Here is a 14739-nt window from a genome sequence, read left to right on the forward strand (position 1 = left end):
TTCCATCGTACGTCGCGGAACAAGACGTGTCAACCGGGCCGGCTGATCCGACCCGGGTGGACTGCGCAGATCCGGTCAGCGGCGCCCGACGAAGGTGTCCATCGAGCTGTACACGCCGAAGACCCGGCCGGCCACGACATCCCAGGCCGCCAGCGGCAGCACGCCGCGCAGTTTCTTGGAGAAGCCGACGGTCCACGGCATCAGCAGCTGGGGCGAGCCTGCGAGCATCGCCCGCCAGACCCGGTTGACCACGTACTCCGGGGTCATCACGGGGGTCAACAACGGGCCGCGGGCGCCGTCGAACATGCCCGTGGAGATGTAGCTGGGCGCGATGGTGCTCACCCGCACGTGGTCGAAGCCCTGCTGGGCGAGCTCGAGGCGCAGCGAATCGCTCCAGGTGATCACGGCGGCCTTGGAGGCCGCGTAGACGCTCATTCGCGGGTTGGAGAGCATCCCGGCGGCGGAGGCGATGTTGACGATGCGCGATTCGCGGTACGGGTTGCGCATCATGGCGGGCAGGAACTCCCGGGTGATGTACATCGGGGCCAGGGCGTTCACCTGCATCGTGGCGCGGGTGTCGTCGCCGTTGTCGTGCTCCCAGAAGAACGACCCGCGCACGATGCCGGCGTTGTTGATCACGATGTCGGGGTTGCCCACCTCGGTGCGCACCCGCTGGGCGGTCTGCGCGATCGCGCCGAGGTCGGCGATGTCGACGACGTATGGGGCGATCTGGGTGCTGCCGCCGGCACGTTCGGTGAGGATGGCGGCGGTCGCCGTGAGCGCGGCGGCGTCCCGGTCCCACAGGATCACGGCCCGTGCGCCCTCGGCGACGGCCCGCTCGGCGTAGAGGCGGCCCATGCCCACGGCGGCGCCGGTGATCAGCACGCGGGCTCCGGAAACGGTTCGAGTCATGGGTCAATCATCCCAACTCCTGGGCGTGAAGGCCGGCGTCCTCGCCCGCGCGCCCGACACCCGATTACTACGTTGCGTTGCAGAGGGGCGTGCGCCGGCCCGGCCGGCTGGATAGCGTCGAGAAAACGTCGACCTCCCAACCGATCGGACGCCCATGTCTGCCAGCACCGCCACGAGCACCGCCGCCCGCCGCGCCCCGGGGCTCGGCGGCGTGTCGGAGCGCGACCGGACCGTCCGGCCGGCGACCACCAAGGCGGCCCTCGCCGTGGAGTTCGCCGGGCTGGGGCGCACCTTCGCGCCGAGCAGCGGCACCGTGGCATCCGGTGCCGCCCGCCCGGTGCTGCGCGACGTGTCGCTCACCGTGCGTCCCGGCGAGGTCCTCGCGATCCTCGGCACCAGCGGCTGCGGCAAGTCCACCCTGCTGCGCATCGCGGGCGGGCTGGACTCCCCCAGCACCGGCTCGGTGCAGATCGACGGCACGCCAAGCACCGCCTTCGACACCCGCTGCGCGGTGGGGTTCCAGGAGCCGCGCCTGCTGCCCTGGCGCACGGTGGCGGCCAATGTGTCCCTCGGCCTGCCGCGCGGCACCGCACGCGAGGCCGGCCGCGCCCGCGTCGCCGAGCTGCTCGAACTCGTGGGCCTCACGGCCTTCGCCGGGCACCGGCCCGCCGCGATCTCCGGCGGCATGGCGCAGCGCGCGTCGCTGGCCCGCGCCCTGGCCCGCAACCCCGGCGTACTGCTGCTCGACGAACCCTTCGGCGCACTGGATGCCCTCACCCGGCTCAAGATGCAGGACCTCCTACTCGACGTGCACGCCGCCGCCCCCACCACGGTGCTGCTCGTCACCCACGATGTCGACGAGGCTCTGCAGCTGGCCGACCGGATCATCCTGCTCGGCCAGGAGCCGGCCTCGACGGGTGTCGCACAGGCCGTCGGCGGCGCCACGACACCCGGTGCCACGATCGTGCAGGAACTCACCGTGCCCGGCAACCGGCCCCGCGACCGCGGCTCGGCGGAACTCGCCGAGCTGCGCGGGCGCCTCCTCGCGGGCCTCGGCATCGACCGGCACGGCGAGGCCCGAGGTGTCGCCTCGAACACCGGCATCCCGCACTTCCCCTACTGACCAGCCCGACCCCCTCCACGTTCCACCGCACCACATCCACAGCATGGATGCCCGTTCCCCGCCCGCACCCAACGAGAGACTCGCCATGAAGAAACGCTTCACCGCCACCGCCCTGATCGCCTCCGCCGCGGCCGCCGCCCTGCTGCTCACCGGCTGCGTCGCCGGTGAGAACCAGCCCGCCGCCGAGGCAGCCGTCAGCACCGACGACGACGCCGGCATCGTCACCCAGGGCGGCGAGCTCAACATCGACTTCGCCACCTACAACCCGCTCAGCCTGGTGATCAAGGAGAAGGGTTGGCTCGAAGAGGCCCTCGCCGACCAGGAGATCACCGTCAACTGGGTGCAGTCCGCCGGTTCGAACAAGGCCAACGAGGCCCTCCGCGCCAACGCCATCGACGTGGGCTCCACGGCCGGCTCCGCCGCGCTGCTGCACCGCTCGAACGGCTCGCCCATCCAGGTCATCGACATCTACTCGCAGCCCGAATGGGCCGCCCTCGTCGTCCCGGACGGCTCCGAGATCACCTCCGTCGCAGACCTCAAGGGCAAGCAGATCGCCGCCACCCAGGGCACCGACCCGTACTTCTTCCTGCTGCAGGCGCTCGAAGAGGCCGGCCTCGGCCTGGACGACGTCACCGTGCAGAACCTGCAGCACGCCGACGGCTGGGCCGCCCTGCAGAACGGCTCGGTCGACGCCTGGGCCGGACTCGACCCGATCATGGCCGGTGCCGAAGCCGCCGGTGCGGAGCTCATCTACCGCAACGTCGACTTCAACAGCTACGGCTTCCTCAACGCCACCGAGGCCTTCATCACCGAGAAGCCGGATGTGGCCCAGACCGTCGTCGACGTCTACGAGCACGCCCGCGCCTGGGCGCTGGCGAACGAGGAGGAGACCGCACAGATCCTCGCCGACGTCGCCGGACTCGACCTCGCGGTCGCCACGAAGGTCATCACCGAACGCTCCAACCTCGACGTCGACAACGTCCCCGGCGACGCCCAGATCGACGTCCTCACCACGATCGGCCCGATCTTCGTCGAGACCGGCGACGTGCTCGAGCAGAGCCAGGTCGACGACGCCCTCGACAGCATCGTGAACGACACCTTCGCCACGAAGGCCGACCCGACGATCATCGAGTAGCCCGGTGGATGCCGCGCCGGCCGCACGCAGGCCGCCGCGGCATCCGCCTCACCGCCTCGGTTTCACCGCCACACCCATCCCGCACGAAAGGCCACCGATGACCGAGACCCTCGCCCCGGACACGGCGCCCGTCGTGCGCCGGCCGTTGACGTCGCGGCGGAGCGCACGCATCCTCGGCGGGCTGCTCCTGCCGGTGCTGATCCTGATCCTGTGGCAACTCAGCACCGCCCTCGGCCTGGTCACGGTGTCCCAACTGCCATCTCCGGCCATGGTCTGGATCGCCACCGTCGACCTCTTCGACCGCGGCGAACTCACCCTCTACGTGGCCATCTCCACCCAGCGAGTCCTCATCGGGTTCGCCATCGGCGCCGCGCTGGGCCTGGCCGCCGGGTCGCTGGTGGGGCTCTCCCGCGCCGCCGATGTGCTCTTCGCGCCCACCCTCGGCGCCATCCGGGCCGTGCCGTCGCTGGCCTGGGTGCCGCTGCTGATCATCTGGCTGAAGTACGGCGAGGAATCCAAGATCGTTCTCGTCGCCATCGGCGCCTTCTTCCCGGTCTACACCACGGTCGCGCAGGCACTGCGGCACGTGGACCGCCAGCTCGTTGAGGCCGGCCGCGCCTTCGGGTTGCGCGGGGTGCGGCTGTTCACCGCCGTGCAGCTGCCCGCCGTGATCCCGTCGGTGATCTCCGGGCTGCGGCTCGCGCTGGCCCAGGCCTGGCTGTTCCTGGTGGCCGCCGAGTTGCTCGGCGCGTCGATGGGGCTGGGCTATCTGCTCTCCATCTCGGGCACGAACGGCCGCATCGACCGCATCCTGCTCGCCATCATCCTGCTCGCTCTGCTCGGCAAGCTCACCGACGCCATCCTGGGCGTGTTCGAAAAGTGGGCCATCACCAAGTGGGCCTGACCGGCGCCCGCGGCACGCGTCAGGCGCCGCGGCACGCGGCAGGCGCCGCGGCACGCATCAGGCGCCGCGGCACGCGGTAGAGCCTGTGCCGCCGCGACGAAGACCTGCCGCGAGCGGCCACCCGCCCGGCCGCGCAGGTTACGCCGCATTGCGCCGCTGCCTGCAATGGATGCCCGCGCTGCGTAGCGTCGAAAGCGCCCGATAGTCCGCCATCAGAACCAGCCGCCGGAGTGTGCCCATGCCGAACCTCGACACCAGCACCAGCACCAGCACTCACGCCAACACGGACACCCACCCCCCGGCCACCCGCGCTGCCACCGCGGACTGGACCGACACCAGCGCCACCATCCGCAACCTCTCCACCGAGCACCGCCGCTACCCGGCGCCGGCCGCGTTCGCCGCGCGGGCCAATGTCGACGCCTCCTGGTACGAAAAAGCCGCAGCCGACCCGGTCGCCTTCTGGACCGAGCAGGCCAAGCGCCTGGACTGGGCCGAGCCCTGGCACACCGACCACACCTGGCAGCCGCCCGCCCCGGATGCCGACGGCGTCTTGAGCGTGCCGCGAGCGGAGTGGTTCGCCGGCGGAAAACTGAACGTGGCGGTGAACTGCGTCGACCGGCACGTGGCCGCCGGCCGCGGCGACAAGGTCGCGTTCCACTTCGAGGGCGAACCCGGCGACCGGCGCACCCTCACCTACGCCGACCTCGAAAGAGAGGTCGCCCGCGCCGCGAACGCGCTCACCGCCCTCGGCATCGAAAAGGGCGACAGGGTCGTCATCTACCTTCCGGTGATCCCCGAGACGATCATCATCACCCTCGCGGTCGCCCGCCTCGGCGCCATCCACTCCCTGGTGTTCGGCGGCTTTTCGGCCGAGGCACTGCGCTTCCGGGTGGAGGACACCGGCGCCAAGCTGCTCGTCACCACCGACGGCCAGTTCCGCCGCGGCCAGGCCGTGCCGGTGAAGGAAGCCGCCGACGAAGCCGTGTCGGGCACAAACCAGATCGAGCACGTGCTCGTGGTGCGCCGCACCGGCGACCTGACCCCGGACATCCCCTGGACGACCGGTCGCGACGTGTGGTGGCACGACACCGTCGACACGGCGTCCGCCACCCATGAGCCGGAGTTCTTCGACGCCGAGACGCCGCTGTTCATCATCTACACCTCGGGCACCACCGGCAAGCCGAAGGGCCTGGTGCACACCAGCGGCGGTTACCTCACCCACGCGTCCTGGAGCCACTGGGCCGTCTTCGACGCCAAGGACGACGACGTGCACTGGTGCACCGCCGACCTCGCCTGGGTCACCGCGCACAGCTACGTGCACTACGGCCCGCTCTCCAACGGCACCACCTCGGTGATCTACGAGGGCACCCCGAACACTCCGCACCCCGGCCGGCACTTCGAGATCATCCAGCGCTACGGCGTCACCACCTATTACACGGCGCCCACGCTGATCCGCACGTTCATGACCTGGTTCCCCACTGGATTGCCGAGCGAACACGATCTGTCCAGCATCCGTCTGCTCGGCTCGGTCGGCGAGGCGATCAACCCCGAGGCCTGGGTGTGGTTCCGGGAGAACATCGGCGCCGGCCACGCCCCGATCGTGGACACCTGGTGGCAGTCAGAGACCGGCGCCGCCGTGATGGCGCCGCTGCCCGGAGTGAGCACGCTCAAGCCAGGTTCGGCCCTGCGCGCCCTGCCGGGCCTGAGCGCCCTGGTGGTGGATGACGCGGGTCAGCCGGTTCCGCACGGCACCGGCGGCTATCTGGTGCTGGCCGGCACCTGGCCGGGCATGGCCCGCACGGTGTGGGGCAACCCGGAGCGCTACCGCGACTCCTACTGGGCACGGTTCGCCGAGCAGGGCTACTTCTTCTCCGGCGACGGCGCGAAGTACGACGATGACGGCGACATCTGGCTGCTCGGCCGGGTCGACGACGTGATCAACGTGTCCGGGCACCGGCTGTCCACCATCGAGATCGAGTCGGCACTGGTGTCGCACCCGGCGGTCGGCGAGTCCGGCGTGGTGGGCGTAGCCGATGCCACCACCGGCGAGGGCATCGCCGCGTTCGTGATTCCCGCGGTGGCCCCGGCAACGGATGACCCGGCCGCCTGGCTGGCGCTGGCGGCCGAGCTGGCCCCGCAGTTGCGGGCGCACATCACCCACGAGATCGGCGCGGTGGCCAAGCCCCGGGACGTGTTCCTGGTGCCCGACCTGCCCAAGACCCGCTCCGGCAAGATCATGCGCCGGCTGCTCGGCGACATCGTCGACGGCCGCCCGCTCGGCGACGTCACCTCGCTGCAGGACGACACCGTGCCCGGCCGCATCCAGTCGATCGTGGCTGCCGCCCGCGCCGAGCCATCACCCCGCGAAAGCGGTCGTGTGGCTGCCACCCCGCGCTGAGGCAGCACCACGGCCGCTCTCGCGGGCAGCACCGCTCGCGCGGGTCAGGGGCGGGCGGCCGCCGCGAGCACCTGGCGAACGGTGTCGGGGTGGCTGAGGATGCGGAAGTGCCCGCCGGTGTCGATTCGCACATTCTCGGCGCCCGTCAGGATGCTGCCATCCGGGATGTGCGGATCGAACCGCCCGAACACCGACACGATCCGGTCGTTCAGCCGGGCATCGGCGCCGAGGGCGGCGAGCTGCGGGTCGGTGCCGGCGAACGCGCGCAGGCTGGGAGTGGGCATGTACCTGGCGTATCGCGAGCCGGAGAACGGGGTGCTCACCGCCACCATCCGCTCGACACGATCGTCGGGGTCAAGCTGCGTCATCAGGTACTTGCCGATCAGGCCGCCCTTGCTGTGCGCCACGATGACCAGGCGGTTCAGCTCGCGATCACGCAGGTACTCGGCCACGATCTCGGCCGACGGCACCACCGGCCGCCGGTTGGTGTGCAGCGGCGTCACCACGTGCACCGGATGCCCGGCGTCATGCAGCGCCTGGATCAGCGGCCGCATGAAGTGCCAGCTCTCGTAGATCCCCGGGATGATCAGCACCGGCGCCGCCTCGCCCGAGGCGTAGTCGTCGGGGTGCGTGCGGGCGAGGGCACCACGCACCTGGGCGAGAACGGCGTACCGGTAGTCCAGCAGCCAGGAGCCGGCGTTCCGCAGGCCGACGCAGAGCAGGCCCCGCGCCGACCGACCAGGCTTGCGGGTCATGGCGTGACTGGCTCACCATCAGGAGCGGCCGTGCGGGCGTACTCCCGGATGCCGGCCGCCGTGTCGACCGCGGCGCTGAAGTGCACGAGGTGGCGGCCGGGCAGCTCGAGCAGCTTCCCGCGTGCAGCCTGCGCGGCGAGGTGCACGCCCCAGTCGTGGCGTGACACCGGGTCGTCCTCTCCCCGGATCACCAGGGTCGGCGCGTACACCTCCCGCAGCCGCAGGTCGGTGCGGTAGGCGAGCATCGGCCGCAGGGTGGCGAGGTACCAGCGCGGACCGCACAGAAGGTAGTCGCGCACCACGATCATGGTGCCGTTGACAGGTTCCTTCAGGGTGTCCCGGCCGAGGGCAAGAGCCTGGCGCAGCGCCGAAGATCGGGTGGGGTCGGTGACACCACCGATCAAGACGAGGTGGGCGACCACTGTCGGGTGGCGCACGGCCGTCTCGGTCACGAACTGGGCGCCCATCGAATGCCCGACCAGTACGACGGGCCGCCCGCTCAGCATCGGCAGCAACTCGCCGAGGTAGTCGGCGTACTGCTCGATCGACACCCCGTCCGCGGGCTTGGGCGAGCGGCCGAAGCCCGGCAGGTCCACCGAGTGCACCGCGCCCGTGGCGGCCAGCTCGGCGTGCATCCGGTCGAAGTAACGGTGCGACATGCCGATGCCGTGCACCAGGACGAACACCGGCGCATCCGGCGCTTCCGGACCCGGTGTCGAGCGCACAGTGACGGATGCGCCGCTCTCCGGCAGCAGCAGCTCACGCACGCGACCGTCTCCGCTTGCTCGACGTGGTCGTCGTGGGGACCTGCGGGTCATCGGGAACACCGGTCACTCCTGCGGAACGCGCACGCGCAGGCCGCCGGGCAGCACCCGCGCCTTGAACGCCGTGGCGGTGCCGAAACCGTCGCCGTCGAGTTCGATCTCCTCGGGGTGGCTGAGCTTCACGGTGATCTGGCGGCCCTTGACGTAGTTGAGGGCCTCGACCTCCTTGGTCATCATGCGCCGGCCGAGCGGCGTGCGGCGCAGCACGCCGTTCTCCCACAAGACCTTGACGACGATCTGCACCCAGTGCACGAAGCCCTCCGGGCGCAGCATCAGCATCTCGAACTGCCCGTCGTCGATGACGGCCTCCGGCAGCAGCAGCACGTTGGCGGTGAGGGTACCGGTGTTGCCCACGATCACGGTGTGCGCGCGCACCGACTTGGTGGGGCCGCCGTCGAGGCTGTAGCGCAGGCGCAACTGGTTGCGGTCACGCAGGGCCGTGATGATCGCGCCCACATAGGCGAGCCAGCCGATCTTGGCCTTGAGCTCGTCGTTGGTGCTGGCGAGCATCTTGGCGTCCAGGCCCAGGCCGGCCATCACGAGGAACGCGTGCTTGCTGACGCTGTCGTCCTCGTGCCGGATCTCGATCCGGGCGATGTCGACCTTGCGGTCCTTGCCGCTGAAGGCCGTGCCGATCGAGTGTTCGAGGTCGTCGAGCGTGAGGTTGAGGTTGCGGGCCAGGAGGTTACCGGTGCCGGACGGCAGCAGGGCCAACGCCGCGTCACTGCCGTGCACGACCTCGGCCACCGCACGCACGGTGCCGTCGCCGCCGGCGGCGATCACCATGGTGGCGCCGGCATCGATCGCGGCCTGGGCTGCGCCCTGCCCCGGGTCTTCCTTGGAGGTTTCGAACCAGAGGGTCTCCCCCCAGCCGGCCTTGGCCTCTTCGGCGGCGACGGCGCGTTTGATGTCGTCGAGGTTCACCTTGATGGGGTTGTAAACCACGGCGGCCAGTCCGGCTGCGCTCTCCCGGGCGGGCGCGGCATCCGCGGTCGCGGTCTTGTCGTCGATCGGGTCGTCGGTCGGAATGTCGGTCGGAATGTCGGTCGGGATGTCGGTCGGGATGTCGGACGGTGTCGACATGCGCGCTCTCCTCAGGCAGATGAGCGGATGATTCCGCTCGGGTGAATCCCGCGGCAGCCGGCAGGCTCAGCGTGCGGGTGCACCAACGCTACACGCCTCGCTTGGGAAGGGTTCTGTGAGCCGCGCCGCGCCTGGCACCCGATCGCTGGGATGATGGAGGGGTGACTGCTGCCTCCCAGACTCCGCTGCCGGCCTCTACCCGCTCGCGGCGGGCCTCCCGGTTGGCCTGGCCCGCCTTCGGCATCGCCCTGCTGGTGATCCTCATCGACCAGGCCTCCAAGTGGTGGGCCGAGGCCGAACTCGCCGATGGCAGGGTCATTCCGGTGATCGGGGACATCATCCGTTTTGTGCTCGTCTACAACCCCGGCGCCGCATTCTCGATCGGCTCCGACTTCACCTGGGTGTTCGCGGTGCTCGCCGCCGGCGCCGTGGTGTGGATCACCATGCTCACCTGGCGGGTCGAGTCCCGCGGCTGGATGGTCGCCCTCGGCCTGCTGCTCGGCGGTGCCACCACCCACCTCGGTGACCGGCTCTTCCGCGAGCCCGGCTTCGCCCGCGGCCACGTGGTGGACTTCATCGGCTACGGCAACCTGTTCATCGGCAACGTCGCCGACATCGCGATCTTCGCCGGCGCAATCATGCTGGCGATCCTCACCGTGATGGGCGTGCACCTGCGCCGCCCGGATGCGGAGCCCGCCGAGGCCGGCGCCGCTGCCTCCACCAGTTCCTCCACACCGGAGGACCCCGACACCAGGCTGTAAGTCGACCCGGGCGATGCTACCGTCTGAGGCATGGACACGATGATGCTCGAAGGGGTGACCTTGCTGGCCGACGACGTGGCCGGCATGGCCGACTTCTACGAGCATGCGCTCGGGTTCGAGGTGACCGTGCGAGAGCCGGACTACGTGGCGCTCGGCGGCCCCATCGGGGTGCGGCTCGCCATCTTCCGGCGCGCCGGCATGGGAGCGCACACCCACGACCATCCGTCGTTCGTGGCGCCGCGAAGCGGCCAGGCCGTGGAGCTGAACTTCCAGTGCGGCACCCCGAACCAGGTGCGCACCCGGTTCGCCGAGCTCGTCGAGCGTGGAGCGGTGGCCATCGCCGCACCAGCGGAGCGCGACTGGGGGCACCTGACCGGCTTCTTCGCCGACCCCGAGGGCAACATCCATTCACTGTTCGCGGTGCTGCCAGCCTGACGCCGTTTCCGCGGCCGCGCCGCCGCCACCCCTAGGCTGGGCCCATGCGCTTCGGACTCTTCATTCCCCAAGGCTGGCGTCACGACCTCGTCGGCATCGACCCCGCCCAGCAGTGGGCCACCATGAGCGGCCTCGCCGCGCACGCGGATGCCGGCGCCTGGGAATCGATCTGGGTGTACGACCACTTCCACACGGTTCCGGTGCCCAGCGAGGAGGCCACCCACGAGGCGTGGACCCTGATGAGCGCCTTCGCCGCCACCACCAGTCGGGTGCGGCTCGGCCAGATGTGCACCTGCATGAGCTACCGCAACCCCGCGTACCTGGCCAAGGTGGCCTCCACGATCGACATCATCTCCGGCGGCCGCGTCGAGATGGGCATCGGCGCCGGCTGGTACGAGCACGAGTGGCGTGCGTACGGTTACGGCTTCCCGCGTGCCGGCGAACGCCTCTCCCGTCTCGATGAGGGTGTGCAGATCATGCAGCAGGCCTGGACCACCGGCACCGCCACCCTCGACGGCGAGCACTACCAGGTGGACGGCGCCATCGTGCGGCCGTTGCCGCTGCAGGAGGGCGGCATCCCGATCTGGATCGCCGGCGGCGGCGAGAAGGTCACCCTGCGCATCGCGGCGCAGTACGCGAACTACACCAACTTCGACGGCACCCCAGAGGGCTTCACGCACAAGAGCGACCTGCTGCGCGAGCACTGCGCCACCCTCGGCACCGACTTCGACGCCATCGTGCGCTCGGCCAATTACAACACCGTGATCGGCCGCGACGAGGCCGAGGTCGCCGAACGGCTGGATGCCATCGAGGCCCGGGTCACCCCGTATCTCGGCGTCGAGGGCGCGGCGAGCTTCATGGCCGAGTACCGCAGCGGCGAGGCGCAGGGCGTGGGCACGCCCGAGCAGATCGTGGAGCGCCTGAACGGCATGAAGCAGCGCGGCCTCGGCTACGCGATCCACTACTTCCCCGAGGCGGCCTACGACAGGTCCGGCCTGGAGCTGTTCGAGCGCGAGGTCATGTCGGCCCTGCTGTAGCGCTCGCCCGTCGCCCGCCCGCCCCTTCTCGGTGTCGGGTGGCGACGGATGCGATAATCGAACAGGTCGCGACAGCCTGCCAGGGCTGGTTCCGACCGAGAGTCCCGCGTGCACGACTCGGGCGGATACGAAACCCAGCGGCACAAGATCGGACACCATGTCCAGCACGAACACCCCCGACGGCGCCCAGAGCACCGAATCGGGAAGCATCAACACCCCCGCAGACATCCACTGGCGTGACGGCGACACCGAGCACACCGCCCGCTGGCACTCCGAGGGCGGCTGGCCGGCCCCCAAGCGTGTGGTCGTCGTCGATGACACCCTCACCGCGGATGCCGCGTACAGGCTGGCGAAGTCCGGCACCGGCCTGCTCTGGCAGGGCGACTTCCAGAACGCCCGGCAGTTGCTCACGGCGATGGCCCGTCGCGTTGACCGGCACCGACGCACTCCCAGCGACTCGCTCAAGGCCGCGTTCGAGGTGGGCCGCACCGAGGCCATGCGCCGCGCCCGGCTGTTGGGCCTGGTGCTCGTCTCCCTCGACGCCGACCACACCCTGAGCCTCCGCCGCGCCCCCGACGTGCGTCAGGCCTGCGATGAGGCGTACGGCCCCAGCACCACCGCGTCGGTCACCTCGCTCCGCGAACTGCTCGGCGTGATCGGCGCGCACGAGTGGCGCGTCAAGGGTGTGCCGGTCGCGGCGCTCGGCGCGAGCATCCACCCGCACTACGGCGTCTTCTCGCCGGTCCGCGGCGAATACCTCGACCTCGTCGCCACCGCTCCGCTGCCCGCGACAGGGTCGGCGTTCGACATCGGCACCGGCTCCGGCGTCATCGCCGCGATCCTGGCCCGCCGCGGCATCGACAAAGTGGTGGCCACCGACACGTCGGCGCGCGCGCTGGCCTGCGCCGGAGAGAACCTGAAACGCCTGGGCCTGGGCGACCGGGTCGACGTTCTCGACGCCGATCTGTTCCCGGCGGGTCGGGCCGACCTTGTGGTCTGCAACCCGCCCTGGCTGCCGGCCTCGGCCGCGACGAGCACCGACGCCGCCGTCTACGACCCCGACAGCAGCATGTTGCGCGGTTTCCTGGCCGGGCTCGCCGGGCACCTCACCGATGGCGGCGAGGGCTGGCTGATCCTCTCCAACCTGGCCGAGCTGCTCGGGTTGCGCTCCCGCGGCGCGCTGCTCGACCTCATCGACGACGCCGGCCTCACGGTGATCGCGCGCCTCGACACCCGCCCCACCCATCACAAGGTCGCCGACACGACCGACCCCCTGCATGCGGCCAGGGCCGCCGAGGTCACCTCGCTCTGGCGGTTGCGCCGGGCCTGATCCGCTCGACCCCACCGGCCGCCGGGCCCGACCGCGTCCTAGCCTGGCGGGCTCGACGTCTCAGTTTTTCCCATCATCCGCCACCTGGCCCACGGCCAGACGCCGTCCATCTCCACCTCGAGCGAGAAGCTCAGCAGCACCCGGATGATCACAATCGCCCCGAGCACCAGCACGCTCTCCACCGTGGGTTCCACCACGATGGTGCGGATGATGTCGGCCACGATCAGCACCTCCAGGCCCAGCAGAATGGCCCGGCCAAGCTCCCGGCGCATGGTCTGGTACGCCGTCGCCCGGGTGTCCGCGCGCAGCATCCGCGGGATGCCGGCTACCAGCGCCGCCAGCCCGCCGAACACCATGATGGCCGCACCCACCACCTCGACCACTCGCACGGCCGCCTCGACCACTGCCTCGAACGTCATCCGCGCATCTCCCGCCGTCACCGTTGGCGCGAAGATACTCCCTCAACAGGCTCGACCGGCAGCAGCACAGGCGGAGAAATTCCCGAAACGCCGTCTGCGCGGGGTGCTCGGCCGGCGTTTCGGCGAAAAATTCCGCCTTTACGTCACCGGCCGTAGGCTGATCGACACCGCAGCGCACCACACAGTCAACCAGCAGGGATCCCGATGACCACACCCCGCCGTCCCGCCGGAACGGATGCGAGCGCGCACCCCCGCCTGCAGCGGAAGGTCGTTCGGGTGCTCATCCTCGGCCAGATCCTCGGTGGCATCGGCATGGGTGCCACGCTCTCGCTCGGCGCCCTGCTCGCCGCCCAGCTCTCCGGCTCGAACGCCTGGTCGGGCATGGCCGCCACGATGAGCACGCTGGGCGCGGCCCTGGTGGCCGTGCCGCTTGCCCGACTGGCCCAGGCCAGCGGCCGGCGCCGGTCCCTCGCCACCGGCGCCGGGATCGCCGGCGTCGGTGCCATCCTGGCCATCACATCCGTCGCGCTGGACACCTTCCCGCTGCTGCTGCTCGCCCTGATGCTGCTGGGCGCGGGCTCGGCCACCAACCTGCAGTCCCGGTTCGCCGCCACCGACCTGGCCGGCGCCACCACTCGCGCCCGCGACCTCTCGATCGTGGTGTGGTCGACCACCATCGGCGCGGTCCTCGGCCCCAACCTGTTCGGTCCCGGCGAGGTCGTCGGCGCGCAGCTCGGCCTGCCGCCGCTGACCGGGGCATTCGCCTTCTCCCTCGCCGCTCAGGTCGGTGCCGCCCTGGTCTACACGATCGGGCTCCGCCCCGACCCGCTGCTCACCGCCCTGTCGGTGCGCGAGGCGCGGCCGACAAGCACCCGGCAGCACGGCGGCCTGGCCATCGTGCGCTCCAACCCGCTGGCCCGTTATGCCGTGGTGGTCATCGCCCTCAGCCACGCCACCATGGTGGCGCTGATGTCGATGGCCCCGGTGCATCTCTCCGAGCACGGCGCCTCGCTCACCATCGTGGGCCTCACCATCAGCCTGCACGTGGCCGGTATGTACGCGCTGTCGCCGCTGTTCGGCGCCCTGGCCGACCGGCTGGGCCGGGTGCCGGTGATCCTGGCCGGCCAGGCACTGCTGTTGGCCGCGCTCGTGCTGTTCTGGCTCGCCGGCGAGAACGCCACCGCCATGACAGTCGGGCTGATCCTGCTCGGGCTCGGCTGGTCGGCATCCGTCGTGGCCGGCTCGGCGCTGATCACGGAGGCCGTGGGGGTGCACGACAGGTCGGCGCTACAGGGTTTCTCCGACCTGTCGATGAACGCCGCCGGCGCCCTCGGCGGGGCCCTCGCCGGCCCTGTCCTGCTGCTGGTGGGCTACTCGGGCCTCGGCGTCGCCGCCATGGCCCTTGTCGCGGTGGTGGTGGCCTGGTCGCTGCTGCGTCGCCCGGCACCCACGCTCAGTTGAGGCACTCAACGGTCGCTTATTAGGACAAAGTTCGTTTAATAGGATGCTTTGCCCGGCGGATTCAACCGGTCAGCGCAACACCGGTCGGTTGTGGCTTCGAGAGTAGCTCGTTGAGGGCTTCTTTCGGGGTTTTCCAGTCGAGGGTTTTGCGGGGGCGGTCGT

At 70.6% G+C, this 14739-nt stretch carries 14 protein-coding genes; 9 read left to right on the top strand and 5 right to left on the bottom strand.

What is annotated here, in order from left to right; genetic code table 11:
* Nucleotides 1-75 precede the first annotated feature (75 nt).
* Nucleotides 76-912, bottom strand: coding sequence for an SDR family NAD(P)-dependent oxidoreductase (locus E3T22_RS05960; protein WP_103479873.1), 837 nt, complete (start codon nt 910-912; stop codon nt 76-78).
* A gap of 154 nt (nt 913-1066) precedes the next feature.
* On the opposite strand from E3T22_RS05960, the gene E3T22_RS05965 reads away from it, so the two are divergent.
* The 4 genes from E3T22_RS05965 (at nt 1067) to acs (ending at nt 6472) form a co-directional block, all read left to right on the top strand.
* Nucleotides 1067-2035, top strand: a complete 969-nt coding sequence (locus tag E3T22_RS05965) for an ABC transporter ATP-binding protein (protein WP_134480759.1) — start codon at nt 1067-1069, stop codon at nt 2033-2035.
* Nucleotides 2036-2120: 85 nt separating this feature from the next.
* Entirely contained in the window at nt 2121-3170 is a 1050-nt protein-coding gene (locus E3T22_RS05970; RefSeq protein ID WP_103461232.1) for an aliphatic sulfonate ABC transporter substrate-binding protein, read from the top strand.
* Nucleotides 3171-3267: 97 nt separating this feature from the next.
* Nucleotides 3268-4074: an ABC transporter permease gene (locus E3T22_RS05975; protein WP_088457497.1), complete on the top strand. Its 807-nt coding sequence runs from the start codon at nt 3268-3270 to the stop codon at nt 4072-4074.
* A gap of 238 nt (nt 4075-4312) precedes the next feature.
* The gene (gene acs, locus E3T22_RS05980) at nt 4313-6472 is read left to right on the top strand and encodes an acetate--CoA ligase (protein ID WP_103479875.1); all 2160 of its coding nucleotides are present in this window, start codon (nt 4313-4315) and stop codon (nt 6470-6472) included.
* 44 nt (nt 6473-6516) lie between these two features.
* Here the strand turns inward: acs and E3T22_RS05985 are convergent, their stop codons facing one another.
* The 3 genes from E3T22_RS05985 to E3T22_RS05995 form a co-directional block, all read right to left on the bottom strand.
* On the bottom strand, nt 6517-7227 hold the full coding sequence (locus E3T22_RS05985; RefSeq protein WP_088457499.1) for a triacylglycerol lipase: 711 nt from the start codon (nt 7225-7227) through the stop codon (nt 6517-6519).
* Nucleotides 7224-7994 (bottom strand): alpha/beta fold hydrolase, encoded by a 771-nt coding sequence (locus E3T22_RS05990; protein ID WP_166789265.1) that lies wholly within the window; start codon nt 7992-7994, stop codon nt 7224-7226. The genes E3T22_RS05985 and E3T22_RS05990 overlap by 4 nt, the downstream gene beginning before the upstream one ends.
* A gap of 63 nt (nt 7995-8057) precedes the next feature.
* On the bottom strand, nt 8058-9134 hold the full coding sequence (locus E3T22_RS05995; protein WP_134480757.1) for a diacylglycerol kinase family protein: 1077 nt from the start codon (nt 9132-9134) through the stop codon (nt 8058-8060).
* A gap of 161 nt (nt 9135-9295) precedes the next feature.
* On the opposite strand from E3T22_RS05995, the gene E3T22_RS06000 reads away from it, so the two are divergent.
* The 4 genes from E3T22_RS06000 (at nt 9296) to E3T22_RS06015 (ending at nt 12697) form a co-directional block, all read left to right on the top strand.
* Nucleotides 9296-9895, top strand: a complete 600-nt coding sequence (locus E3T22_RS06000; protein WP_240632286.1) for a signal peptidase II — start codon at nt 9296-9298, stop codon at nt 9893-9895.
* 30 nt (nt 9896-9925) lie between these two features.
* Nucleotides 9926-10330, top strand: coding sequence for a VOC family protein (locus E3T22_RS06005; RefSeq protein ID WP_088457502.1), 405 nt, complete (start codon nt 9926-9928; stop codon nt 10328-10330).
* 44 nt (nt 10331-10374) lie between these two features.
* Entirely contained in the window at nt 10375-11367 is a 993-nt protein-coding gene (locus E3T22_RS06010; protein WP_134480756.1) for an LLM class F420-dependent oxidoreductase, read from the top strand.
* Between the two features lie 157 nt (nt 11368-11524).
* On the top strand, nt 11525-12697 hold the full coding sequence (locus E3T22_RS06015) for a class I SAM-dependent methyltransferase (RefSeq protein ID WP_088457504.1): 1173 nt from the start codon (nt 11525-11527) through the stop codon (nt 12695-12697).
* Nucleotides 12698-12735: 38 nt separating this feature from the next.
* Here E3T22_RS06015 and E3T22_RS06020 read toward each other — a convergent pair whose 3' ends face one another.
* Nucleotides 12736-13116 (bottom strand): DUF1622 domain-containing protein, encoded by a 381-nt coding sequence (locus E3T22_RS06020; RefSeq protein WP_088457505.1) that lies wholly within the window; start codon nt 13114-13116, stop codon nt 12736-12738.
* A 204-nt stretch (nt 13117-13320) separates the two neighbouring features.
* Here E3T22_RS06020 and E3T22_RS06025 point away from each other — a divergent pair, with 204 nt between their 5' ends.
* Nucleotides 13321-14577, top strand: a complete 1257-nt coding sequence (locus tag E3T22_RS06025) for an MFS transporter (protein ID WP_134480755.1) — start codon at nt 13321-13323, stop codon at nt 14575-14577.
* Nucleotides 14578-14739 lie beyond the last annotated feature (162 nt).

Source organism: Cryobacterium sp. TMB3-10 (assembly GCF_004402305.1).
Classification (GTDB): Bacteria; Actinomycetota; Actinomycetes; order Actinomycetales; family Microbacteriaceae; genus Cryobacterium; species Cryobacterium zongtaii.

Bases quoted from the DNA above. Each gene is read 5' to 3' on its own strand.
- E3T22_RS05960 (WP_103479873.1), bottom strand. From the start codon at position 912: ATGACTCGAACCGTTTCCGGAGCCCGCGTGCTGATCACCGGCGCCGCC.
- E3T22_RS05965 (WP_134480759.1), top strand. From the start codon at position 1,067: ATGTCTGCCAGCACCGCCACGAGCACCGCCGCCCGCCGCGCCCCGGGG.
- E3T22_RS05970 (WP_103461232.1), top strand. From the start codon at position 2,121: ATGAAGAAACGCTTCACCGCCACCGCCCTGATCGCCTCCGCCGCGGCC.
- E3T22_RS05975 (WP_088457497.1), top strand. From the start codon at position 3,268: ATGACCGAGACCCTCGCCCCGGACACGGCGCCCGTCGTGCGCCGGCCG.
- acs (WP_103479875.1), top strand. From the start codon at position 4,313: ATGCCGAACCTCGACACCAGCACCAGCACCAGCACTCACGCCAACACG.
- E3T22_RS05985 (WP_088457499.1), bottom strand. From the start codon at position 7,227: ATGACCCGCAAGCCTGGTCGGTCGGCGCGGGGCCTGCTCTGCGTCGGC.
- E3T22_RS05995 (WP_134480757.1), bottom strand. From the start codon at position 9,134: ATGTCGACACCGTCCGACATCCCGACCGACATCCCGACCGACATTCCG.
- E3T22_RS06005 (WP_088457502.1), top strand. From the start codon at position 9,926: ATGGACACGATGATGCTCGAAGGGGTGACCTTGCTGGCCGACGACGTG.
- E3T22_RS06010 (WP_134480756.1), top strand. From the start codon at position 10,375: ATGCGCTTCGGACTCTTCATTCCCCAAGGCTGGCGTCACGACCTCGTC.
- E3T22_RS06015 (WP_088457504.1), top strand. From the start codon at position 11,525: ATGTCCAGCACGAACACCCCCGACGGCGCCCAGAGCACCGAATCGGGA.
- E3T22_RS06020 (WP_088457505.1), bottom strand. From the start codon at position 13,116: ATGACGTTCGAGGCAGTGGTCGAGGCGGCCGTGCGAGTGGTCGAGGTG.
- E3T22_RS06025 (WP_134480755.1), top strand. From the start codon at position 13,321: ATGACCACACCCCGCCGTCCCGCCGGAACGGATGCGAGCGCGCACCCC.